Origin of the sequence: Neobacillus niacini, assembly GCF_048572935.1 — a bacterium.
GTDB classification, from domain to species: domain Bacteria; phylum Bacillota; class Bacilli; order Bacillales; family Cytobacillaceae; genus Neobacillus; species Neobacillus niacini.
Genome location: NZ_CP183883.1, coordinates 1,851,828 through 1,873,948, shown reverse-complemented (window position 1 = coordinate 1,873,948; position 22,121 = coordinate 1,851,828). Strand labels below are relative to the sequence as shown.

General features: G+C 39.0%; 21 protein-coding genes. 18 read left to right on the top strand and 3 right to left on the bottom strand.

Annotated elements, in window-relative coordinates:
- Positions 1–181 precede the first annotated feature (181 nt).
- From ACN6MT_RS08745 to ACN6MT_RS08725, 5 genes are all read left to right on the top strand, one after another.
- Positions 182–2,533 carry an EAL domain-containing protein gene (locus ACN6MT_RS08745; RefSeq protein WP_419955567.1) on the top strand — a complete coding sequence of 784 codons (2,352 nt, stop codon included), beginning with the start codon at positions 182–184 and terminating at the stop codon, positions 2,531–2,533.
- A 191-nt stretch (positions 2,534–2,724) separates the two neighbouring features.
- Complete coding sequence (locus ACN6MT_RS08740) at positions 2,725–2,985, top strand: CGCGG family rSAM-modified RiPP protein (RefSeq protein ID WP_419955566.1); 261 nt, start codon at positions 2,725–2,727, stop codon at positions 2,983–2,985.
- On the top strand, positions 2,970–3,248 hold the full coding sequence (locus tag ACN6MT_RS08735; RefSeq protein WP_419955565.1) for a hypothetical protein: 279 nt from the start codon (positions 2,970–2,972) through the stop codon (positions 3,246–3,248). Before ACN6MT_RS08740 ends, ACN6MT_RS08735 begins: the two co-directional genes overlap by 16 nt.
- A 185-nt stretch (positions 3,249–3,433) precedes the next feature.
- Positions 3,434–3,658 carry a hypothetical protein gene (locus ACN6MT_RS08730; RefSeq protein ID WP_419955564.1) on the top strand — a complete coding sequence of 75 codons (225 nt, stop codon included), beginning with the start codon at positions 3,434–3,436 and terminating at the stop codon, positions 3,656–3,658.
- 230 nt (positions 3,659–3,888) lie between these two features.
- Positions 3,889–4,869 (top strand): glycerophosphodiester phosphodiesterase family protein, encoded by a 981-nt coding sequence (locus ACN6MT_RS08725; RefSeq protein WP_419955563.1) that lies wholly within the window; start codon positions 3,889–3,891, stop codon positions 4,867–4,869.
- Between the two features lie 34 nt (positions 4,870–4,903).
- On the opposite strand, the gene ACN6MT_RS08720 is transcribed toward ACN6MT_RS08725, so the two are convergent.
- Positions 4,904–5,956, bottom strand: coding sequence for an NAD(P)/FAD-dependent oxidoreductase (locus ACN6MT_RS08720; protein ID WP_419955562.1), 1,053 nt, complete (start codon positions 5,954–5,956; stop codon positions 4,904–4,906).
- Positions 5,957–6,270: 314 nt separating this feature from the next.
- On the opposite strand from ACN6MT_RS08720, the gene ACN6MT_RS08715 reads away from it, so the two are divergent.
- The 4 genes from ACN6MT_RS08715 (at position 6,271) to ACN6MT_RS08700 (ending at position 10,074) form a co-directional block, all read left to right on the top strand.
- A complete protein-coding gene (locus ACN6MT_RS08715) occupies positions 6,271–7,116 on the top strand; it encodes an ABC transporter ATP-binding protein (protein ID WP_419955561.1) in 846 nt (281 codons plus the stop codon).
- Positions 7,067–7,990 (top strand): iron-hydroxamate ABC transporter substrate-binding protein, encoded by a 924-nt coding sequence (locus ACN6MT_RS08710; protein ID WP_034676650.1) that lies wholly within the window; start codon positions 7,067–7,069, stop codon positions 7,988–7,990. The genes ACN6MT_RS08715 and ACN6MT_RS08710 overlap by 50 nt, the downstream gene beginning before the upstream one ends.
- A gap of 69 nt (positions 7,991–8,059) precedes the next feature.
- Positions 8,060–9,070 (top strand): FecCD family ABC transporter permease, encoded by a 1,011-nt coding sequence (locus tag ACN6MT_RS08705; RefSeq protein WP_419955560.1) that lies wholly within the window; start codon positions 8,060–8,062, stop codon positions 9,068–9,070.
- Entirely contained in the window at positions 9,067–10,074 is a 1,008-nt protein-coding gene (locus tag ACN6MT_RS08700; RefSeq protein WP_419955559.1) for a FecCD family ABC transporter permease, read from the top strand. The genes ACN6MT_RS08705 and ACN6MT_RS08700 overlap by 4 nt, the downstream gene beginning before the upstream one ends.
- Positions 10,075–10,459: 385 nt before the next feature.
- Here ACN6MT_RS08700 and ACN6MT_RS08695 read toward each other — a convergent pair whose 3' ends face one another.
- Positions 10,460–10,831: a winged helix-turn-helix transcriptional regulator gene (locus ACN6MT_RS08695; protein ID WP_419955558.1), complete on the bottom strand. Its 372-nt coding sequence runs from the start codon at positions 10,829–10,831 to the stop codon at positions 10,460–10,462.
- A gap of 173 nt (positions 10,832–11,004) precedes the next feature.
- Between ACN6MT_RS08695 and ACN6MT_RS08690 the strand changes: the two genes are divergently transcribed.
- Together ACN6MT_RS08690 and ACN6MT_RS08685 are read left to right on the top strand one after the other, a co-directional pair.
- Positions 11,005–12,237, top strand: coding sequence for an MFS transporter (locus tag ACN6MT_RS08690; RefSeq protein ID WP_419955557.1), 1,233 nt, complete (start codon positions 11,005–11,007; stop codon positions 12,235–12,237).
- Position 12,238: 1 nt separating this feature from the next.
- The gene (locus ACN6MT_RS08685) at positions 12,239–13,081 is read left to right on the top strand and encodes an aldo/keto reductase (protein WP_419955556.1); all 843 of its coding nucleotides are present in this window, start codon (positions 12,239–12,241) and stop codon (positions 13,079–13,081) included.
- A 41-nt stretch (positions 13,082–13,122) separates the two neighbouring features.
- Here ACN6MT_RS08685 and ACN6MT_RS08680 read toward each other — a convergent pair whose 3' ends face one another.
- Positions 13,123–13,458 carry a zinc ribbon domain-containing protein YjdM gene (locus tag ACN6MT_RS08680; RefSeq protein WP_419956412.1) on the bottom strand — a complete coding sequence of 112 codons (336 nt, stop codon included), beginning with the start codon at positions 13,456–13,458 and terminating at the stop codon, positions 13,123–13,125.
- 188 nt (positions 13,459–13,646) lie between these two features.
- Between ACN6MT_RS08680 and ACN6MT_RS08675 the strand changes: the two genes are divergently transcribed.
- From ACN6MT_RS08675 to sleB, 7 genes are all read left to right on the top strand, one after another.
- Positions 13,647–14,054, top strand: coding sequence for a hypothetical protein (locus tag ACN6MT_RS08675; RefSeq protein ID WP_419955555.1), 408 nt, complete (start codon positions 13,647–13,649; stop codon positions 14,052–14,054).
- 200 nt (positions 14,055–14,254) lie between these two features.
- Positions 14,255–14,854 carry an NADPH-dependent FMN reductase gene (locus ACN6MT_RS08670; RefSeq protein ID WP_063251947.1) on the top strand — a complete coding sequence of 200 codons (600 nt, stop codon included), beginning with the start codon at positions 14,255–14,257 and terminating at the stop codon, positions 14,852–14,854.
- Between the two features lie 221 nt (positions 14,855–15,075).
- Positions 15,076–16,404: a gluconate:H+ symporter gene (locus ACN6MT_RS08665; RefSeq protein WP_419955554.1), complete on the top strand. Its 1,329-nt coding sequence runs from the start codon at positions 15,076–15,078 to the stop codon at positions 16,402–16,404.
- Between the two features lie 152 nt (positions 16,405–16,556).
- Positions 16,557–17,621, top strand: a complete 1,065-nt coding sequence (locus ACN6MT_RS08660; protein WP_419955553.1) for a glycosyltransferase — start codon at positions 16,557–16,559, stop codon at positions 17,619–17,621.
- Complete coding sequence (locus tag ACN6MT_RS08655; RefSeq protein WP_419955552.1) at positions 17,618–19,123, top strand: hypothetical protein; 1,506 nt, start codon at positions 17,618–17,620, stop codon at positions 19,121–19,123. The genes ACN6MT_RS08660 and ACN6MT_RS08655 overlap by 4 nt, the downstream gene beginning before the upstream one ends.
- A complete protein-coding gene (locus ACN6MT_RS08650; RefSeq protein ID WP_419955551.1) occupies positions 19,120–20,112 on the top strand; it encodes an NAD-dependent epimerase in 993 nt (330 codons plus the stop codon). The genes ACN6MT_RS08655 and ACN6MT_RS08650 overlap by 4 nt, the downstream gene beginning before the upstream one ends.
- Before the next feature lie 1,259 nt (positions 20,113–21,371).
- On the top strand, positions 21,372–22,091 hold the full coding sequence (gene sleB / locus ACN6MT_RS08645) for a spore cortex-lytic enzyme (protein WP_419955550.1): 720 nt from the start codon (positions 21,372–21,374) through the stop codon (positions 22,089–22,091).
- Positions 22,092–22,121 lie beyond the last annotated feature (30 nt).

Genomic DNA, 22,121 nt, shown 5'->3' with positions numbered 1-22,121 from the left:
GTTTTAACCGGTATACACTCCCTAAAATTTCATATTAGCGGCAAATGATATCCAACTTTTTGTTAATTATTACAACTACTTACATTTTTCGACAACTTCCCACTCTGCTAAATGGTAAAATAGTCTTGTTTTTATTTGACGAAAATAGAAATATATCTGGTTTCTCATAGGAGTGTCACGGATGGATAGATTCGTTAGAAATAGGCTATATATTTACTATACCCTTTTTTATACTCTTGGTTATTATATCTGGCTTTACTTCTCGAAAAATAACATCACATCTAAAACAACTGGGGAAAATCTATTTTTATTAGCTGCCCCCCTCACTTCATCTATTATTCTATTTTTCATTTATCGAAGACTGAAAACGAAAGAAAATTGCATTTGGCTATTTTACTCACTAGGATGTTTTTTTAACTTTTTGGCTGTACTGGCAAACGGTTATTTTTATCATAAAGCAGTTCTGTCCCTTGGATGGAACCATCTCTTCTATATACTTCAGATTCTATGTTTTCTTTTCGTCTTTATATACATAATCCGAATGAAAGAAGAGAACGTTCACCTTACAAAATTCACCTTTGATATATGTATTATTATGACTGCAGCTATTACGTTTAGCTGGTATTTTATTATCCGTAATCACCAAATTCACAATATTTTTATAGGGTTTCCACTTGGGGATTTAGTCCTCGTTTTTGGGGCTTTGATATTCTATTTAGGATCTGAAAAATTATCCCCTTATAAGGTCTTAATCCTATCAAGCTTATTGATTCATGTGATTGCTGATTCTTCTTATTTCATTATTTCTATAATGAATATCCCTTTTTCAGAAAGGCTACTTTACCCATTATGGTCACTTTCACCTTTATTATTGGGAATGGCAGGGACATTCGCGACACAAAACGACGAAGAATCTTTCAAAAAGAAAAATAGGATCCTTTCTTTGAAAAATTCTATCACTCTAAGATTATTATTGCCTTATATTAGTGTAATTCTTTTATTTATGACTATGATTTTTCAACATCAAGATTCAAATAGTTTAATCATCGGCTCTGCGGCAGCCATCCTTTTGCTAATATTACGGCACATATTTGCCTCCTTAGAAAACCAAACATTGTTAGCCAAGTACCATGAACTTACAGAAGAATTAGAGCTGAAAATCGGGGAAAGGACAGAGGAACTAAGCTCGATAAACCAACAGCTTCTTTCAGCTGCCCGGAAAATGAAACATATGGCCTACCATGATGTACTAAGCGGGCTGCCCAATCGAAGGATGTTTCTGGAGCGGCTGACGACAGCCATGGATGAAGCGAAACGAAATCAATATAAACTTGCGGTTATCTTTATTGATTTAGATCGTTTTAAAAATATTAATGATACATTGGGTCATGAATTTGGTGACTTACTGTTAAAGCATGTTACCAAAGAAATGGCTAAAAACGTCCGCAAAATTGATACAATTTCCCGTCAAGGCGGGGATGAATTTACAGTTTTACTTAACCGGATTCGGGCGGAGGAAGATGTCATTCCTTTAGTAGAACGAATCAGAGCGATTGTGGCAAAACCGATCAACATTCAAGGTCAAGAATTACACGTCTCCATGAGTATTGGGATTGCTTTCTACCCAAGTGATGGAAATAACACCAAAGAACTAATGAAGAACGCCGACATGGCCATGTATCGCGCCAAAGAGGAAGGCAGAAATAATTACAAATTCTATTCAAAGGATATGAATAAAACGATATCTAGAAAAATGGCACTTGAGAGTGGACTGCGAAAAGCACTTAAAAACAATGAATTTGTTTTAAACTATCAACCACAGGTGAGTTTACAGACAGGGGAAATTGTCGGAGTCGAAGCATTACTTCGGTGGAATACAATGGAAGCTGGGATGGTATCTCCGAGCCAATTTATACCGGTTGCAGAAGAGTCCGGGTTAATCATTCCTATAGGTGAATGGGTCCTGAATCATGCCTGTATGCAGGGAAAGGCTTGGCATGATAGCGGGAAAAGCGATTTAATCATTGCTGTAAACCTCTCTCCTGTTCAATTTCTTCACGAAAATTTGGTAGAGATGGTCATAAAGGCTTTAAAAACTACTGGGTTAAATCCAAATTGTTTAGAGTTAGAAATTACGGAAGGCGTTGCTTTTACAGACGCAGAAGCAGCGATTAAAAATATGCAGACACTGCGGGATTTAGGCGTAAGGATATCTATTGACGACTTCGGTACAGGATTTTCCTCCTTAATGTATCTTAAAAGATTTCCAATTAACACCTTAAAAATTCCTAAGCCATTTAACCAAGATATTATGGCCAGTCAAAAAGACAAAGCACTAGTAGAAACAATTATTTACTTAGGTCACAGCCTTGGTTTAACCGTTGTTGCGGAAGGAATAGAGAATAAAGAGCAGCTGCTGTTTCTAAAAGAACACCATTGTGACGTTGTCCAAGGTGACCTCTTTAGCAAACCATTAACCGTCATGCAAGTAAGTGCCTTGATCGAAAATAAAAAGGCTGAAACGATCTCTTAATATGAGTATTTATGAGAAAAGGAACCATGATTAACTATGGTTCCTTTCGCTTTGTGATTCCTATCACCACTTTCCAATGAACATCGTTTTAAAATAAGGATATGTTAAAGCTAATGTTAAATTAGTAGATTGAACAGAAATGAACAGAAAAATTTAAGTACAGCATAAAAGAATGTAAGAGGTGATCGAAATTGGATAAGAATTGGTCCATTTCGCTGGAACACGAAGAATATAGAATGGAAATCGGGTTAGTTATCAAGGAGTCCATAGAGGCAGTCGAGCATACAGGAAAAGGTTACTATGTAAACATCGTTACTCCCGCCTCTTTTGGACATCCAGATGACTATTTGACAGGAGTTTTATCAGAAGGTTTCGGAAGTACCATAGAAATGAAGTTTATCGACCAATGCGGTTGCGGAGGGTATGTGCTGCGCGTATGGAAAAACAATTAAACGACTTTTCAATACTAACAAACCATCAAAATCGACAGGTGATACTTAACTATTACGGTGAAGACGAAATGCTCTACCAACGAGATGGCTTCCATTTTCAAACCATCCAGATAACAAAAACGGCCCTGGTCTTTACTAAAAAAGACGGAACCAACTACAGCATTGAGAAACAACACTATCCACTTGCCTACATAAACACAGACTTTCAAAACTACTACACCCTAAAAAATAATCAAGGATGGTTAGACATATACTTTCCTTAATAAATTGGGTTATAAATAATTGGGTGACAATAAACGGGTGACAGGCACCGCTCGTGGACACTGTCCACCCCAGGTGGACAGTGTCAGGTATGATAATGGAGCATGCTGCAGATGATGGTTTTGTATAAACGTCGCTTTTTAGTTAAAACTAATTTTATTGTAGGTTAAAAGGAGACTGTATTGTGATGGCGTATGAAATAACAAATATGATTATTGATGATGATTTTGATAGTGAGGAATATGTAACGGCAGAGTTTACCTATGATCAAAAGAATTACAGTATTACTTTTAAAAAAGCAGATCTTGAGATTATTAATGCTTGGGTCTTTAAGGATGGTACATCACTGCCAGCTAATTTATCGGATAGTATGATCGAATCCATTAGAGACGATATAAAAGAGAGAATGTAACGCATTGCTGGTTGGAAACTCCAATCAGCTTTTTTATTTTAGATGTCCTTTCGCTGATATAGCTCATTCATCGCCGATATATTCATTTAACGCTGATATCTCTATCTTTGACATAAAAATGGATCTCTTAATCTTGTATTACTTATTAATATCCGCTAACTTTGACTTGAATGATAAAAAACTGAATCATTTATCCGACGAATTACGTCTATTATCATGAACATGAACTAATGGAGGAATCGAAACTGAAGAAAATAGTAAAAAGAGCTTTCATATTTCTACTCTTTCTATCTTTATTTATTTTTCTAAACAATAGCTCTCTATTTGCAAAGGATCGTGAGGGTGACCCTTTACTTCTCGCACACCGCGGGCTAGGACAAACCTTTAGCATGGAAGGTATCCAAGGCGATACCTGTACAGCGGAGCGAATTTTCCAACCTGAACATCCCTATATAGAGAATACTATCCCTTCGATGGAAGCAGCCTTTGAAAACGGTGCAGATGTCGTCGAGCTAGACATTAAGCCTACAAAAGACGGGCAATTTGCTGTTTTTCATGACTGGACGTTGGAATGCCGGACAAATGCTGAGGGAACCACGAAGGAATACACAATGGAAGAATTAAAGCAGTTAGATATCGGTTATGGCTACACGGCGGATAATGGAAAAACTTATCCTTTTCGCGGGAAAGGCGCTGGCCTCATGCCCTCTTTGAACGAAGTATTAGACCATTTTCCAGAGAGTTCCTTTTTGATCCATATTAAAAGCGATGACCCCGAAGAAGGCATACAACTGGCTGAATTGCTATCAAAGCTGCCTGCAAAACGCTTAGCCCAAATGACCGTTTACGGCGGGGATCAGCCTATTGCAACAATAAAAGAGGAAATCCCCGAACTTCGTGTGATGTCAAAAGCGACGTTAAAAAGCTGTCTTCTTCCATATATTGTAGTCGGCTGGACCGGTTATATCCCCTCAGCATGTGAGAAAACACAATTGCATATACAAGAGAAAATTGCTCCATGGTTATGGGGATGGTCGGAAAAGTTCTTAAATCGAATGGACAGTGTCGATACGCGGGTCATTGTGGTTGCGGGTGACGGCGGCTGGTCAGAGGGATTTGATACTCCAGAAGATTTAAACAGACTTCCTGCTAATTATAGCGGCGGAATCTGGACAAATCGGATTGATCGAATTGCCCCATATACAAAATAAAGGTGGACCGCAGCAGTCCACCTTCTTTACTATATTATATCATTTGCTTAATTAATTCCTTATTACGCTTTTTAAAAGCCTCATGATGGGAAGATACCATCGCGACTTTAGCGGCGTCCGGCTGGATAAACTTCTTCGCTTTGTTTACAGCATTGGCTGCATCCTGAAAAGCACCGGCAATTAGATTGATTTTCCCCTCGTACATGAGAATATCTCCAGCAGCATAAAGACCCTCTATGGAAGATTCGCTTGTTGAGTTTCCGGCGATATAATAATTATTTACTCTAGCAATATCCAGCTCACTATTTTCCAGTAAGGTTGCGTCCTGTTCATACCCATGACTAATGACCACTTCATCTACTGCCAAATAAGATACCTCTCCTGTTTCGTGGTTCGTTAATTCCACTTTAGAGATTTCATCGCGGTCGCCATTGGCAATTAATTTGGTAATCGAAGATTGAAAGAAACACTCTACAGAGCTTTCAAGAAGCTTGGTTGCCTGTGCTTCTTGTCCATGCCCTCCCAACTCCTCTTTTCGATAGGTTAAATATACTTTTTTCGCAATTGATTCTAATTCATTTGCCCAGTCAACAGCAGAATTCCCGCCGCCTGATATGATTACCGTTTTATCCTTGAATTGTGCGAAGGATTTAACGGTGTAATGTAAATTAGAAACTTCAAATCTTTCTGCGCCCTCTATGTTCAGCTTTTGCGGATTCAAAATGCCGCTGCCAATAGCAACAATCACTGTTTTTGAAAAATGCTCTTGTCCAGAAGTTCCCTTTAAGACAAAGATTCCTTCTTCATTGCGCTCGATCGACTCTACTTTTTCATTCAAAACAACGGTTGGACTAAAGGTTAACGCCTGTTCAACAAGCTGTTCCATTAATTTTGCTCCCGTAATGGGTGTTAAACCGCCGACATCCCAGATCATTTTTTCTGGGTAGAAATGAATCTTTCCGCCTAATTCCGGTTGGTATTCAATGACCTTAGTCTTCATTTCTCGAAGTCCGCTATAAAAAGTAGAATAAAGTCCTGCAGGTCCCCCGCCAATCACCGTCACATCAAACAATTCTTGTTGTTCCATTCCGTCCACTCCCTAACCAATTGTAATTGATTATCATTATCAATAAGATTAATGGATTTCCCCAACGATTTCAATACATATTTTTTTTGAAAATTCTGCGGTGCTCATATTTGTCGATATCTTGACAGACCTTAAATTAAACACAAACCTTTATTTAACAGGAAAAAGAGACTTTATTTGGTAAACACTATTAGTTGATAAAAAAATATTCACAAAATTGTAATTGACAATCATTATCACTCACCTTTATAGTTAGGTCATAACGACACTGATAATCATTATCAATTATTTCCAGAAACAAAAGGAGGATTACAATGGTTCGCCTTTCTACTGATGATTTAAGCATTGGCTATGGTGAACGCTTAATTGTCAAAAGTCTAAGTATTGAAATTCCAGATAGACAGATAACAACCATCATTGGACCGAATGGGTGTGGAAAATCGACATTATTGAAAGCAATTACACGTATCATTTCCCACCAATCAGGGTCCATCCTTTTAGATGGTAAAGATATATCAAAAGTAAACACAAAGATTCTCGCAAAACAAATGGCCATTCTTCCCCAGACACCAGAAAGTGCTAGTGGATTAACAGTTGGCGAGCTTGTATCTTATGGTCGCTTCCCTTATCAAAAAGGCTTTGGCCGCCTAACGAAAAAGGATTATGAAGTAATTGACTGGGCACTTGAAGTCACAGGAACAATAGACTTTAAATTTCGTCCGGTAGATGCATTATCCGGCGGACAGCGTCAGCGCGTTTGGATTGCGATGGCACTGGCACAAGAAACGGAAATTATTTTTCTAGATGAACCAACAACCTACCTGGATATGGCCCATCAATTAGAAGTGTTAGAGCTTCTGCAAAAATTAAATCACGAGCAACAGCGGACGATTGTCATGGTCCTTCATGATTTAAACCAAGCTGCTCGCTTCGCTGATCATATTATCGCCTTAAAAGACGGTGAAATTGTCAAGGCAGGAAGTTGTGAAGAAGTAATCAGCCAAAAAGTGTTGAGGAAGGTATTCAATATTGACGCTGTTATCGGCAATGACCCCCGCACAAAAAAACCAATGTGCGTAACGTACAATTTACTAAAAGGAGAAACTAAACATGAAAAAACTACTACTGCCCTTTATCCTGCTCGCAGCGTTAATTATTAGTGCCTGCGGTACAGATACTTCTAAAGAAGAAGAAAATACAGCACCAAATGAGAAAAAATCTGAAACGATTACATACCAATCAGAAAATGGACCGATTGAAGTACCTGCTGACCCACAGCGCGTTATTCTATTATCCGGATTCACTGGTAATGTCCTTGATTTAGGTGTGAATGTTGTCGGTGTAGATACTTGGTCAAAGAATAACCCAACCTTTGAAAAAGAAATGAAAGATGTTGCAGAAGTATCCGATGAAGACCTAGAAAAAATTATTGAACTAGAACCAGACTTAATCATTGGTTTATCTAATATTAAAAACGTTGATAAGTTAAGTGAAATTGCCCCTACCGTAACATATACTTGGGGAAAGGTTGATTATTTAACACAGCACATTGAAATTGGAAAACTATTAAATAAAGAAAAAGAGGCCCAAGCTTGGGTGGACAACTTCAAGAAAGAAGCTGAAAGTGCGGGAGAAGAAATCCGCGCCAAGATCGGTGAAGATGCAACCGTATCGGTTATGGAAAGCTACGGAAAAGATCTTTATGTTTTCGGAAGCAACTGGGCACGTGGAACAGAAATCCTATATCAAGCAATGAAACTAAAAATGCCTGAAAAAGTGAAAGAAGTGGCAGAGTCATCTGGATACTTTACTCTTTCGGCCGAAGTCATTCCTGAGTATGCAGGAGATTATATGATTTTAAGTAAATACTCAGACGCTGATACTTCCTTCCAAGAAACGGAAACGTACAAAAACATTCCTGCGGTTAAGAACAATCGCGTCTTTGAAATGAATGGACAAGGTGCTTCTTTCAGTGATCCAATAACACTAGAAAAGCAGTTAGAATTTATTAAGAAATCATTTTTAGGTAATTAATATTAGAAGAGGAATTCTTATAAAGGATTCCTCTTCACCCTATTCTACGAAAGAAAAGATGAGAGAGTTATGACAAGAGAAAACCAACGTTCCATTCCTTTTGGCTTAAAATTAATAATCGGACTTCTTATATTTGCCGCAATGTTTATCCTTTCCTTAATCATGGGAGCAGCAGATATTTCGCTCCAAGATGTATCAAAGGCACTTTTCTCCAATGCGCAGGGTGAAAAAATTTCCATCATTCGTGAAATACGACTGCCGCGTGAAATCGCTGCCATCGTGGTTGGAGCTGCCCTTTCCGTTGCTGGAGCGATTATGCAGGGGATCACGAGGAATCCCCTCGCTGATCCAGGCTTACTTGGTTTAACAGCGGGGGCAAATGCAGCACTAGCATTCATTATCACGTTTATCCCTTCAGCTAATTATTTCAGTATTACCATTGCCTGCTTTATTGGAGCAGCGGTGGGAACCACCATGGTATTCGGCCTCGGTGCAATGAGTAAAGGCGGGTTTTCTCCACTTAGAATTGTACTAGCCGGAGCAGCTGTTTCTGCTTTCCTTTATGCCATTGCAGAAGGAATTGGGATTTATTTTAAAATATCAAAAAATGTCTCAATGTGGACGGCTGGAGGAATGGTTGGCACTACATGGGGGCAGCTCCAGATTATTATCCCCTTCATCCTAGTTGGGTTACTAGTGTCTTTCTTTTTATCAAGGCAGCTTACAATTCTTAGTTTAAGTGAAGAAGTAGCAGTTGGACTAGGTCAAAAAACAACACAAATAAAGGTCATTCTTTTTATCTCCATTATTCTATTAGCAGGGGCTTCTGTTGCCCTTGTAGGAAACATGGCTTTCATCGGCTTAATGGTCCCTCATGTTGTACGCTCAATGGTTGGGACGGATTATCGTTTTATTCTTCCTATGACGGCTATTTCTGGAGCCACCTTTATGCTTTTCGCTGATACACTTGGACGGACCATTAATGCTCCCTTTGAAACACCTGTGGCTGCGATTGTGGCCACCTTGGGATTACCTTTCTTTCTTGTGATTGTCCGTAAAGGAGGTAAGGCATTCTCATGATCCACCCATCGGTACTTAGAAAACAACGAATCATTTTAGTTAGTTTAATAGCATTAATTTTGGTTACGCTCGTGATTGGGCTGGGTTTAGGTTATGCCTCTCTTTCCTACGACAGGCTGATCCCTACCCTTCTTGGTCAAGGTACGTTTAAAGAGGAATTTGTGTTATTTTCGGTTCGATTACCGCGAATCATCATTACCCTCTTAGCCGGTATGGCACTAGCCTTATCAGGGGCTATTTTACAAGGAATCACCCGTAATGATTTAGCTGACCCTGGTATTATTGGGATTAACTCTGGTGCGGGTGTTGCTGTCACTGTATTCTTTCTGTTTTTTCCAATAGAAGCAGGTTCGTTTGTCTATATGCTTCCACTAGTTGCTTTTCTTGGAGCATTGCTGACTGCCGTTCTCATCTATCTATTCGCGTACAGCAAAACGGAAGGAATGCAGCCAGTACGATTGGTGTTAATCGGGGTTGGTTTTTCGATGGCGCTTTCCGGAGCGATGATTGTCCTGATTTCTTCTGCCGAACGGGCAAAGGTCGACTTTATTGCAAAATGGTTAGCAGGAAATATTTGGGGAACCGATTGGCCATTTATTTGGGCGCTCCTCCCTTGGCTGGTTGTACTGCTTCCTTTTACCTTATATAAGGCAAATCGGTTGAATCTGCTTAGTCTAAGTGAACCAGTCGCCATCGGCGTCGGTGTATCAATTGAAAAAGAACGAATTGTTTTACTGATAACCGCTGTTGCCCTTGCTGCATCTGCTGTGTCAGTTACGGGAGGAATTACCTTTATCGGCTTAATGGCGCCGCATATGGCAAAAGCGTTAGTAGGACCGCGAAATCAGTTATTTATTCCCATCGCCATTCTAATTGGCGGCTGGCTGCTTGTTTTTGCAGATACTGTAGGACGGAATATCATGGAATCTGCAGGAATCCCTGCCGGTATTATGGTAGCACTAATTGGTGCACCCTACTTTGTTTACCTTTTATTGAAAAAATAAGGCGTTATCCTTGAAAAAGGATACGCCTGTTTTTTTGCTTAGTTAAAGGCTGATGTTGATTTCGGCCACGAAAAACCTTATGAAGGACTAAACTCATCGTGGAATCTCTCGATTTGTCTTTCATCACCCTTATGAAGGACTAATTTCACTGTGGAATCTCCTGATTTGTCTTTCATCACCCTTATGAAGGACTAATCTTACAGTGGAATCTCTCGATTTGTCCTTCATCAACCTTATGAAGGACAAATCTCACTGTGGAATCTCTTGATTTGTCTTTCATCACCCTTATGAAGGACTAATCTCATCTGAAGTTCTACTGATTTGTCCTTCATCTACCTTTTATACCGCTGCACAAAAAATCAACAATGAAAATTTAACAGTGTTTTTATTTTAAATGTTCATTTAGTACGTTCTCTTCTAAGACATCTAAACTTCCATAAACTTTGGTAATATGTTTTTCTCCCCATGTGCATAGTGAATTTAAAATCCCTTCTAAACTCCTGCCATACTCACTTAACTCATACTCCACTTTCGGCGGAACTTGATTATAAACGATTCGATTAATGACCCCATCTTCCTCTAATTCACGCAATTGTTGTGTTAACATTTTCTGCGTTATATCGGGCATCAACCGCTTTAATTCAGTTGTTCGTTTCTTGCCGTGGGTTAAATGGCAGAGAATCACACACTTCCACTTCCCTCCAATTACTTCCAACGTTGCTTCTACAGATATATTGTATTTCTTTTGTTGCTTCATACGAACATTCCCTCCTCACTCATAGGCACTTTTAAGTACCTATATTACTCGAAAGTATCTATATCACTTTAAAGTGCGTACTTCACTAATATTTCACTATATCCCATAATAACATTTATCGATTGAGCCGTAAAAAGCAAATCGTTCAAAAATTCATAAGGAGGAGACAACATATGTCTTTCAATCATAAACAAAGTTTGTTTGCACTGCTGGCATTAGCGATAAGTGCGTTTGCAATTGGAACCACTGAATTTATCAGTGTCGGACTTTTACCGTTAATTGCAAATGATTTAGAAATTCCCGTTACAACTGCCGGTTTAACGGTTTCCTTATATGCACTAGGAGTTACCTTCGGGGCACCTATTCTGACATCTGTTACTTCTAGTATGTCACGGAAATCTTTATTGTTATGGATCATGGTGATTTTTATTATCGGGAATGGTCTGGCGGCTAGTGCAACAAGCATCGGCGTACTCTTGGTAGCGCGCGTTATATCTGCCCTCTCCCATGGTATTTTCATGTCAATCGGCTCTACGATCGCAGCTGATTTAGTACCGGAAAATAAGAGAGCCAGCGCAATCTCCATTATGTTTTCAGGACTAACCGTAGCCACGGTAACCGGTGTTCCGCTTGGTACCTTTATTGGTCAACAATTTGGCTGGCGAATGGCGTTTATTCTGATTATTGTTGTGGGAGTCATCGCATTACTTGCGAATAGTATTCTGATACCATCGTCTTTACGAAAAGGTAGTGTTTCATCTTTTCGTGATCAACTAAAAATCGTCAAAAATGGCCGGCTTTTACTTGTCTTTATCATTACCGCCTTAGGGTATGGAGGAACATTTGTAGTCTTTACTTATCTATCTCCAATCCTTCAAGATATCACAGGCTTTAAAGAAGGAACGGTGGCTGCGATTCTACTTGGCTATGGGATTGCAATCGCCATCGGAAATATGATTGGAGGAAAGGTATCCAATCAAAATCCAATTAAGGCACTGTTGTATATGTTTATTGTCCAAGCTGTGGTTCTATTTATATTAATGTTTACCGCACCATTTAAAATAGCGGGATTAATTACGATTTTCTTTATGGGCCTGCTTGCATTTATGAACGTTCCTGGATTACAAGTGTATGTGGTCATGCTGGCTGAGCGTTATGTACCAAGCGCTGTAGACGTAGCTTCGGCCCTTAATATTGCTGCGTTCAATGCAGGAATTGCGATTGGTTCCTATTTAGGCGGAATCATAACCGATTCAATTGGACTCATCCATACCACTTGGATTGGTGCCCTGATGGTTCTTGGCGCCGTCTTCCTGACAGGCTGGAGCCGAAAGCTAGAAGAAAAAGACAAAACCGTTACTGATAACCAGTGTTTATTTTCAAATCAAAAATTGGAGGTTCAATAAAATGACAAACAACTTACAAGCAACAACTACTTTATCGAATGGTGTAAAAATGCCTTGGTTCGGTCTAGGGGTATTCAAAGTCGAAGAAGGTCCAGAATTAGTGAATGCTGTTAAATTTGCGATTAAACAAGGTTACCGCAGTATCGATACAGCCGCTATATATGGGAATGAAGAAGGCGTTGGGCAAGCCATTCGCGAAGCAATCAATGAATTCGGCATTACAAGAGAAGAATTATTTATTACCTCAAAGGTTTGGAACTCTGACTTAGGGTACGAATCAACACTGAAAGCCTATGAGAATAGTTTAGCGAAACTGGGTCTTGATTATTTAGATTTATTCCTGATTCACTGGCCAGTGGAGGGGAAATATAAAGATGCATGGCGTGCGCTAGAAACTCTTTATAAAGCAGGAAGAGTAAAAGCAATTGGAGTAAGTAACTTCCAAGTCCATCATTTAGAAGATGTACTAAAAAATGCCGAGATAAAACCAATGGTCAATCAAGTGGAATATCACCCACGTCTAACTCAGGCAGAAGTCAAAGCCTTCTGTGATAAAAACGGCATTCAATTTGAAGCCTGGTCCCCATTAATGCAGGGTCAATTATTTGATCATCCTTTACTAAAGGTCCTAGCCATTAAATATAACAAATCAGTCGCTCAAATCATTTTACGCTGGGATTTACAAAATGGGGTTGTTACGATACCTAAATCAACAAAGGAACAAAGAATCATAGAGAACTCATCTATATTTGATTTTGAACTAAAAGCAGAAGATTTGGACCAAATAAGTAGTCTTAATGAAAATCATAGAGTCGGTCCAAACCCTGACAACATTGATTTTTAAAATGAATCAAAGGCGCTCCTTAAGTAGGGAGCGCCAATTTTTTATATCTTTTTAACAAATTCTGATTTCAAACTCATCGCGCCAAAACCATCGATTTTACAATCGATATTATGGTCCCCATCAACTAAACGAATATTTTTCACCTTTGTCCCCTGTTTTAAGGTAGATGAACTTCCTTTTACTTTAAGGTCCTTGATAACCGTTACCGTATCACCATCACTTAAAACATTACCATTTGCATCCTTAATAACACGTTCTTCCTCCACAGACGCTGCTTCTAAACTCCACTCATGTCCACACTCTGGACAAATCAATAAACTTCCATCTTCATATGTATATTCTGAATTGCATTTTGGGCAATTTGGCAAACTTGACATCATTACTCCCTCTCCAATCTCTTAATAAAATATCTCTACCAAGTATAGTCCAAAAGGAACAAGCATTCCACTTATTGCAGTATGATAAAAAAAACAAGGGAATGTTGATTTTTCCTAGGACTCATGACTTGTCCAAAATCATACAACCTTCATATCATATCGTATTGCTATGAAAGGAGGTAATGAACTTGGGACTACAACAATGCGATTGTGGTGCAACTGCCATTGGTACTGGCACAAAAACGATTCAAATCGGATCATTCATAGTTTCCTTAAACCTTGAAGTGGATATTAATATCTGCCCCAACTGTACCTTAGCGGGAAGCTTTGTCAATGTTTCCTTTTCCGCGGTATTCCCACCCGGTCCAACAGTAACAGTAACATTTACTGGGACAGCGGCAGGTCTGCCAATTTGTACAGAGGAAAACGGAGTTCAAACTCTAGTAGTGGAGGTGGAAGGCAATTTATCCTTTAACAACACGGCTCCTCTAGCGATAAATTTCCCCTTGAAACTTATATCTACGAATAAAGTATGTATTGAATTCTTCGGGTTCGCTTTACCATGCTTAACAGTACCAGTGGTTTTTACTTGTTAACCTTTGAAAAAGGAAAGCCTATTACTTTATTTTTTGAGTAATGGCTTTTTTTTATTTTAAAACCAATCTCTTGACATCGAGATAAATCTGTATTATATTTATCTCGAATTAAAAATATTTTACCTGAGTATACTTTAATTCAAAACAAACGTTAACAAAAAACCTAAATAGATTAAAAATAACAGCAAGGGGTGCACACAATGGGTTTTTTCAACAAATTATTTGGTACAACAACTAAGGAGGAAGAAACAATGACAAATCCAAAATTGAAAATCGGTATCATCTTAGGAAGCACACGTCAAGGACGTGTTAGCCCGCAAGTAGGAGAATGGGTAAAAGGAATTGCTGATCAACGTGGAGACGCAGACTACGAAATCGTAGATATCGCAGATTTTAACCTTCCCTTCCTAGGCACTACTGATGGAACAGAGCCAGGAATTGCTGCTTGGAATGAAAAGCTTGCAAGTTTAGATGGATTTGTATTCGTTGTTCAAGAATACAACCACAGTATTACAGGTGCTTTAAAAAATGCAATTGACTTTGCACGTGAAGCTTGGTACAACAAAGCGGCTGGTATCGTAAGTTACGGTTCAACAGGCGGAGCACGTGCTGCAGAACATTTACGTGGAATCCTTGGCGAAGTTAAGGTAGCTGACGTTCGTACACACCCAACATTATCTTTATTCACAGATTTTGAAAACGGCTCAGAATTCAAACCTCAAGATTTACACCAAACAAACATGACTGCAATGTTGGACGAAGTAATCGCTTGGAGCGGAGCTTTAAAAACATTACGTTAATTCTTAATACGAGTAACCCCGAAATATGGGGTTACTTTTTTTATATAAAAATCTACAATTTGTAATAACCGCTTTCAAAAAAGATTTGACGAACTCGCTATGGAAATGATATCCTTCTAAAGGTTAATTTGTTTATTAAACTAATTAATTATTAGTTACGTTGCTCTATGGGGTAAGCGTCATCAATACTGCTAATGCATCTAGAACTTGGAGGAAATATCATGGAGAATTATTTACCAATTATTTGGGTAGCTCTCGGGGTTGCTTTGCTTCTTTTCTTAAATATGAAAGTAAAGCTTAACAGTGTTTTAGCCCTTTTAATCTCAGCAATTTTTGTAGGCATTGCAAACGGTCTCAGTTTGCCAGATGTCATTGCGTCGGTGAAAGCCGGCTTTGGCGGCACGCTTGGAAGTCTCGCCATTATTATCGGGTTTGGTGCTGTCCTTGGTAAGTTGATGGTTGATTCAGGTGCGGCTCAACGTGTTGCAACCACACTCTTAAATAAATTTGGAGTGAAATATGTTCAATGGGCCATTTTACTTGTCGGTTCCATCTTCGGTATCTCCGTATTTTACGAAGTAGCATTTATTATTTTGGCACCACTTGTTGTAAGTATCGCAATAGAAGCGAAAACACCATTTTTACGTCTTGGTATGACAATGGTAGCTGCGGCAACGATGGCTCACAGTATCTTCCCGCCACAGCCTGGTCCGGTAGCACTTGTTGACGCTTATGGCGCGGATATGGGTATGGTTTATATATTAGGGCTAGTGGTCGTCATTCCTGCTATCATTTGTGCAGGTATTATTCTCCCACGCTTATTGAAAAACTTAGACCGTCCAGTACCGAATTTGTTAAAAAAAGAAAAAGAATTTACAGAAGCGGAAATGCCAAATTTTGCAGTAAGCTTACTTGTTCCATTAACACCTGCAATCATTATTACGGCAGCAACCCTTCTTAATTACTTTATCGAAAAAGGTTCCACTGCATATCAAATCGTTAACTTCTTCGGAAGTGCAGAAATCAGTATGATTCTAGCCGTTCTAGTTGCCATCTATGTATTTGGTATTCGCATTGGCCGTTCCATGTCAGACGTCATGAAATCATTTTCAGGAGCGATTGAAGGAATTGCGATGATCGTTTTCATCGTTGGTTCTGGCGGTGCTTTCAAACAAATTATCTTAGATTCTGGTGTGGGTGACGCGATTGCAAGCTTAATGCAAAATTCAAGTGTATCACCGTTAATCATGGCTTGGTTTATCACTGCCTTAATTCGGATTGCAACCGGTACGGGTGTAGTATCCGCGATTACAGCTGCAGGGATTGTTGGTCCGCTTATGCATACCTTTGATGTAAACCCTGTCTTAATGGTATTAGCAACAGCTGCAGGCAGTAACACCATTACACACGTGAACGATGCTTCCTTCTGGTTATTCAAAGAGTATTTTGGATTATCTATTAAAGAAACGTTTAAAACTTGGGGCCTTCTCTTATTCGTCAACTCCATTGTTGGTCTTGGAATCGTTTTACTACTAAGCTTATTTATCTAAAAAAAACGCGCTACAGTCTGTTAAGGACTTTAGCGCATTTTTTTTTGCCTTGGTGTTTTTACCAATTTGTCCAAGCCTTCCCTTTCAAAAAGCATACCTTATTTTTAGAGGATTATAAATTTAGATATTATGTTTGAAAGGAGAATGAACAATTGCCTAAAGTTATCCATTTAAACCTGCGGGTGGATCCGACTCAATACATTCCCCAGATTCGGGAAGTTCCTGGTTATGATTATATTCATTTGGTCAGGCAGCCTAAGTATATGGTTAATTTATCGCTTCTTAATGAAAAGGTTCAATACCTTAGTGAAATATTCTCTCCAGTAGATTATGTCGAAAAAAACAAACTATCACTGATTCATGCCCACCATGGTCAATTAGGTTTATTAATGCTTCCATTTAAGGAAGAAACCAACCTGCCGCTTGTCACCAGTTTCCGCGGAAGAGATGCAACTCTTGCCAATCAGCCGGTTGGCTATTTAGATGGCATGAAAATGCTGTTTGAACAAGGAGAGTGTTTTTTCCCTGTTTGTCAGCATCTAGCACATCGAATAAATTTATGGGGATGTCCTGCAGATAAAATCAGAGTGCTTTATGGAGGGGTAGACCTTAACCTTTTCCCTTATAAGGGACCAAATTTACAAGGGACACAAAACATTTTTTCAATCGGGAGACTAGTAGAAAAGAAAGGTCACCATGTCTTAATGCAGGCATTTAAAAAGATTAAAGCAAAATTCCCAAGAGCTACCCTTACCATCATTGGCGGCGGTGAGCTGGAAAGCTATATTAAATCCCTAGCAGCACAGCTTAATTTAGGTACATCCTTCCGATTATTAAATCGTGTGCCCAAGAGTCAAGTTCCAGAATTAATGGGACAAGCAGACATTTTCTGTGCCCCAAGTTTAACAGCTAGCAATGGGGATGTAGAAGGAATTCCAAATACGATTAAAGAAGCGATGGCGACAGGTATACCTGTTGTCGCCACAAACCATGCGGGTATTCCAGAGATTATTACGAATAACCAAGATGGAATTTTAGTACGAGAAAACGATGTGGACCATCTTGCCCAAGCATTAGAATTTATGTTACTCAATCGACAACTATGGGAAGGCTATGCTCTTGCAGCTCGTCAGAATGTAGAACAAAACTTTGACCAAACTAAGCAGCTTCTCTTGCAGGCTAAATATTATGATGAATTGTTAGGGGGATCACGATGACAGACTTCAGATCAATTAAAGTAACGAAAGGACCAAAAACTCTATTAATCGATAACCCCACTAACTACCCTTTAATCGGAATGGGTGCTCAAGGCGCTGTCTTTAAATTATCCGAAAAGCGCTGCGTAAAAATTTATTCCAATACCCTGCAAGCTCAAATGGAATTAGAAGCACTCAAAGCAGGGCAGCACTTAGCGTTCTTTCCACGATTATATGAATATGGTGAAAACTATATCGTTATGGAATTCTTTAATGCCCCTACATTAAAAGAATATCTACGGAATTGCACCTATATTCCTGAATCGATTACAAGAAAACTTCTATATGTTTTAAGTGAAATGAGAAATGCACAGTTCACAATGGTTGATGCCCCGTTACGGCATATTTTCGTCCTTGAAAATGAAGAGCTGAAGGTCATTGACCATGTGAATGCCTTCAAACGTGTACACCCTGTGCCGCTTAAATTATTAAGAGATTTAAACATGATGTTATTAAAAGAATCCTTCTTATCTCAAGTTAGAAAATTTGAACCAGCCACCTATGAAACTTGGCAGCGATACTTTGCAGAGAACACAATCGATTACCGGAATATACCCGTCTTTTCAGGAGGAAATGGTGAAGGAGTAAAAGTGGATAGCGCCATCTCGCAAACATTAATTGGAGCTGGTCACCAAGGTGCGGTCTTTCGAATTGAAGAGGATCAATGCGTAAAAATCTATGGAAAACCGGAACATTGTCATATGGAAAAAACCATTTTATTGGCGAATCAGGACCTTTCCTTTATTCCAAAGGTTCATGAAAGCGGAGAAAACTACGTTGTAATGGAATATTTATCAGGGCCAGACTTAAACACCTTTTTAAAGAAACAAACCACCCTTCCACCCGTCGTGACAAAACTACTATTAGACATTCTAACTTCCCAAAAACAGGCTGGATTTAAACAAATTGACGCCCCCTTACGACATGTTTTTGTCACCAATAAAGGTTTTAAAATGGTTGACCATGTTTATTCCTTCTCTCGTCTGCAAGAACGACCATTAGAACTTTTTCAAAACCTTCATGAAAGAGGCTTCCTGGCTGATTTCTTAGAGCAAATAAAGGTTTTAGATCCTGCTACACACGCGGAATGGACGAAAACTCTTATTCCACTTACCGAGGAAGAAGTTCAAATGGAAATTAAGGACATTGCTACTATTCTGCCAGAAATTAAAAAGCATAGCGGTAAAAAACAGCATGGGCATAAAAAGGGCAAGGGCCACGATAGGGATCGTGACCATAAAAAAGGCAAGGAACATGGTAAAGACCACGGACATAAAAAGGACAGAGACCATGGTAAAGACCGTGACCATAAAAAAGGACATGATCGTGATAAGGATCGTGACCATAAAAAAGGGCATAATCGTGATAAGGACCACAGTCAAAAAAGAGAGCACGGCGGTACGAGAGATAACAAGGATAAAAAGAAGGGAAATGATCGTAAAAAAGGATCGGATAAAAGATGAACATTTTAGTGACAGGTGCGGCAGGTTTTATTGGCTTCCATCTTTCTAAACGTTTGTTAGCTGAAAATTATCATGTAATCGGCGTGGACAACCTTAATGACTATTACGATGTACGTTTAAAAAATGAGCGGTTAAAACAGCTGGAGACTAACGATAAGTTTACATTTTATAAAATAGATTTAGCTGATTCAGCAGGCTTAAACGAAATTTTTGAGAGTCATTCCATCCCCATTGTGATTAATTTAGCTGCACAGGCTGGGGTCCGATATAGTCTCACTCATCCACACTCCTATGTCCATTCCAACTTAGTAGGATTTGTAAATATTTTAGAGGCTTGCAGGCATTATCAAGTGGAGCACTTACTTTACGCGTCGTCCAGTTCTGTCTATGGAGCCAATACCAAAACCCCCTTCTCCACCACTGACTCTGTCGACCATCCAGTAAGTATCTACGCAGCCACGAAAAAAGCAAATGAATTAATGGCACACACGTACAGTCATTTATTTAATATCCCTACTACCGGCCTTCGTTTCTTTACAGTGTATGGACCTTGGGGCAGACCGGATATGGCTTATTATTCCTTTACAAAGGATATAATCGAAGGGAATTCGATAAAAGTGTACAATAATGGCGACATGCGCAGGGATTTCACTTATATAGATGATATTGTAGAAGGAATCGTCAAATTATTAGACCAGCCACCTGAGCCAGATCCACACAGAGATCTCGACCCAAGCACAAGTCATGCTCCCTACAAAATCTATAATATTGGCAACAATCGCCCCGTCAGATTAATGGCCTTCATCCAAACATTAGAAAATCTAATCGGTAAAAAGGCCAAAATTGAATTCCTCCCGATGCAGCCTGGAGACGTAAAAGAGACCTATGCAGATATTACCGACTTGCAGCAGGCAGCCGGTTTCTCCCCTGCTACACCATTAGAAACAGGGTTGGGTCATTTCGTAGAATGGTATAAACAATTTCATTAATAAGCAGCAGCATAAATCCCCTCAACCTTTTTGAGGGGATTATTTACTATATTGGGATATGTACTTCGCGGTCTTTATGAAGGACAAATCTTCTGCTTTTTTATCGAGATTTGTCCTTCATCTCTGTTATGAAAGACAAATCTTTTGCTTCTTTATTGAGTTTTGTCCTTCATGCCCTTATGAAAGACAAATCTTTTGCTTCTTTATCAAGATCTGTCCTTCATGCCTCTTATGAAAGACAAATCTTTTGCTTTTTTATCAAGATCTGTCCTTCATCCCTCATATGAAAGACAAATCTTTTGCTTCTTTATTGAGTTTTGTCCTTCATGCCCCTTATGAAAGACAAATCTTTTGCTGCTTTATTGAGTTTTGTCCTTCATGCCCCTTATAAAGGACAAATCTTTTACTTCTTTATTGAGATTTGTCCTTCATGCCCTTTATGAAAGACAAATCTTTTGCTTCTTTATTGAGTTTTGTCCTTCATGCCCTTTATGAAAGACAAATCTTTTGCTTCTTTATTGAGTTTTGTCCTTCATCTCTGTTATGAAAGACAAATCTTTTGCTGCTTTATTGAGATTTGTCCTTCATGCCCCTTATGAAAGACAAATCTTTTGCTTCTTTATTGAGTTTTGTCCTTCATGCCTCTTATGAAGGACAAATCTTTTACTTCTTTATTGAGATTTGTCCTTCATGCCCTTTATGAAAGACAAATCTTTTGCTGCTTTATTGAGTTTTGTCCTTCATGCCCTTTATGAAAGACAAATCTTTTGCTGCTTTATTGAGTTTTGTCCTTCATCCCTCTTATGAAAGACAAATCTTTTGCTGCTTTATTGAGTTTTGTCCTTCATGCCCCTTATGAAAGACAAATCTTCTGCTTCTTTATCGAGTTTTGTCCTTCATGCCCCTTATGAAAGACAAATCTTTTGCTGCTTTATTGAGTTTTGTCCTTCATGCCCTTTATGAAAGACAAATCTTTTGCTTCTTTATCGAGATTTGTCCCTTCAGGCCTCTTATGAAAGACAAATCTTCTGCTTCTTTATTGAGATTTGTCCTTCATGCCTCTTATGAAAGAAAAATCCTCTGCTTCTTTATCAAGTTTTGTCCTTCATCCATTTTATTGAAGAACGGTTTAAGAATTCTATCCTAAGAAACTTATTTTAGCAGAAAAACCCTTACTCCTTTCATTTGTTACATAGAAATGTAAAAAATATGAAAGGATAGTATTATACGTCTTTTTAAATCGTTAGGAGGTTGAACCTGTGCAGAGGAGAGCAATCTTTAAGATTTTGCTGGTAATGATTTTTCTAACTGTAACATCTTTAGCCAATAGCGATCAAAGTAAGGATATTCAAGCATTTTCGAACCAGATCATTCAACAGGGGGCTTCGGGGGAAGATGTGATTGAGCTGCAGTCACGCCTTTCGTATAATGGCTTTTATAAAGGTAAAATTGACGGTGTGTTTGGCTGGAATACATACTGGGCTGTACGGAATTTCCAATATGAATTTGGATTGCCTGTCGATGGGGTTGTCGGGGCAGATACGAAGGCAATGCTAGTAAAAGCAACAAAATATGAAAAGAGTGGAAATACCGGTTCAACAGGTGCTAATGTTCCGAACGGTTATAGTGCCAATGATATCCGTTTGATGGCAAATGCCGTGTACGGGGAAGCACGCGGGGAGCCCTATACCGGTCAGGTCGCTGTGGCAGCTGTCATTATTAATCGGGTTCAAAGTGCTTCTTTTCCAAATACAGCAGCCGGGGTCATCTATGAACCTGGCGCCTTCACGGCAGTTGCGGATGGACAAATTAATTTGACACCGAATGAAACAGCAAAAAAGGCTGTCCAGGATGCGTTAAATGGATGGGATCCAACCGGAAATGCCCTATATTACTTTAATCCCGATACAGCGACAAGCAGCTGGATTTGGAGCCGCCCACAAATCAAGAAAATTGGTAAACATATATTTTGTAAATAAGAAAGAGGCTGACTCATTTCCAACTATTGA

Bases quoted from the DNA above. Each gene is read 5' to 3' on its own strand.
- ACN6MT_RS08655 (WP_419955552.1), top strand. From the start codon at position 17,618: ATGACAGACTTCAGATCAATTAAAGTAACGAAAGGACCAAAAACTCTA.
- ACN6MT_RS08725 (WP_419955563.1), top strand. From the start codon at position 3,889: ATGGAGGAATCGAAACTGAAGAAAATAGTAAAAAGAGCTTTCATATTT.
- ACN6MT_RS08730 (WP_419955564.1), top strand. From the start codon at position 3,434: ATGGCGTATGAAATAACAAATATGATTATTGATGATGATTTTGATAGT.
- ACN6MT_RS08700 (WP_419955559.1), top strand. From the start codon at position 9,067: ATGATCCACCCATCGGTACTTAGAAAACAACGAATCATTTTAGTTAGT.
- ACN6MT_RS08690 (WP_419955557.1), top strand. From the start codon at position 11,005: ATGTCTTTCAATCATAAACAAAGTTTGTTTGCACTGCTGGCATTAGCG.
- ACN6MT_RS08670 (WP_063251947.1), top strand. From the start codon at position 14,255: ATGGGTTTTTTCAACAAATTATTTGGTACAACAACTAAGGAGGAAGAA.
- ACN6MT_RS08705 (WP_419955560.1), top strand. From the start codon at position 8,060: ATGACAAGAGAAAACCAACGTTCCATTCCTTTTGGCTTAAAATTAATA.
- ACN6MT_RS08685 (WP_419955556.1), top strand. From the start codon at position 12,239: ATGACAAACAACTTACAAGCAACAACTACTTTATCGAATGGTGTAAAA.
- ACN6MT_RS08745 (WP_419955567.1), top strand. From the start codon at position 182: ATGGATAGATTCGTTAGAAATAGGCTATATATTTACTATACCCTTTTT.
- ACN6MT_RS08695 (WP_419955558.1), bottom strand. From the start codon at position 10,831: ATGAAGCAACAAAAGAAATACAATATATCTGTAGAAGCAACGTTGGAA.
- ACN6MT_RS08735 (WP_419955565.1), top strand. From the start codon at position 2,970: ATGGAAAAACAATTAAACGACTTTTCAATACTAACAAACCATCAAAAT.
- ACN6MT_RS08650 (WP_419955551.1), top strand. From the start codon at position 19,120: ATGAACATTTTAGTGACAGGTGCGGCAGGTTTTATTGGCTTCCATCTT.
- ACN6MT_RS08715 (WP_419955561.1), top strand. From the start codon at position 6,271: ATGGTTCGCCTTTCTACTGATGATTTAAGCATTGGCTATGGTGAACGC.
- ACN6MT_RS08665 (WP_419955554.1), top strand. From the start codon at position 15,076: ATGGAGAATTATTTACCAATTATTTGGGTAGCTCTCGGGGTTGCTTTG.
- ACN6MT_RS08720 (WP_419955562.1), bottom strand. From the start codon at position 5,956: ATGGAACAACAAGAATTGTTTGATGTGACGGTGATTGGCGGGGGACCT.
- ACN6MT_RS08710 (WP_034676650.1), top strand. From the start codon at position 7,067: ATGAAAAAACTACTACTGCCCTTTATCCTGCTCGCAGCGTTAATTATT.
- ACN6MT_RS08680 (WP_419956412.1), bottom strand. From the start codon at position 13,458: ATGTCAAGTTTGCCAAATTGCCCAAAATGCAATTCAGAATATACATAT.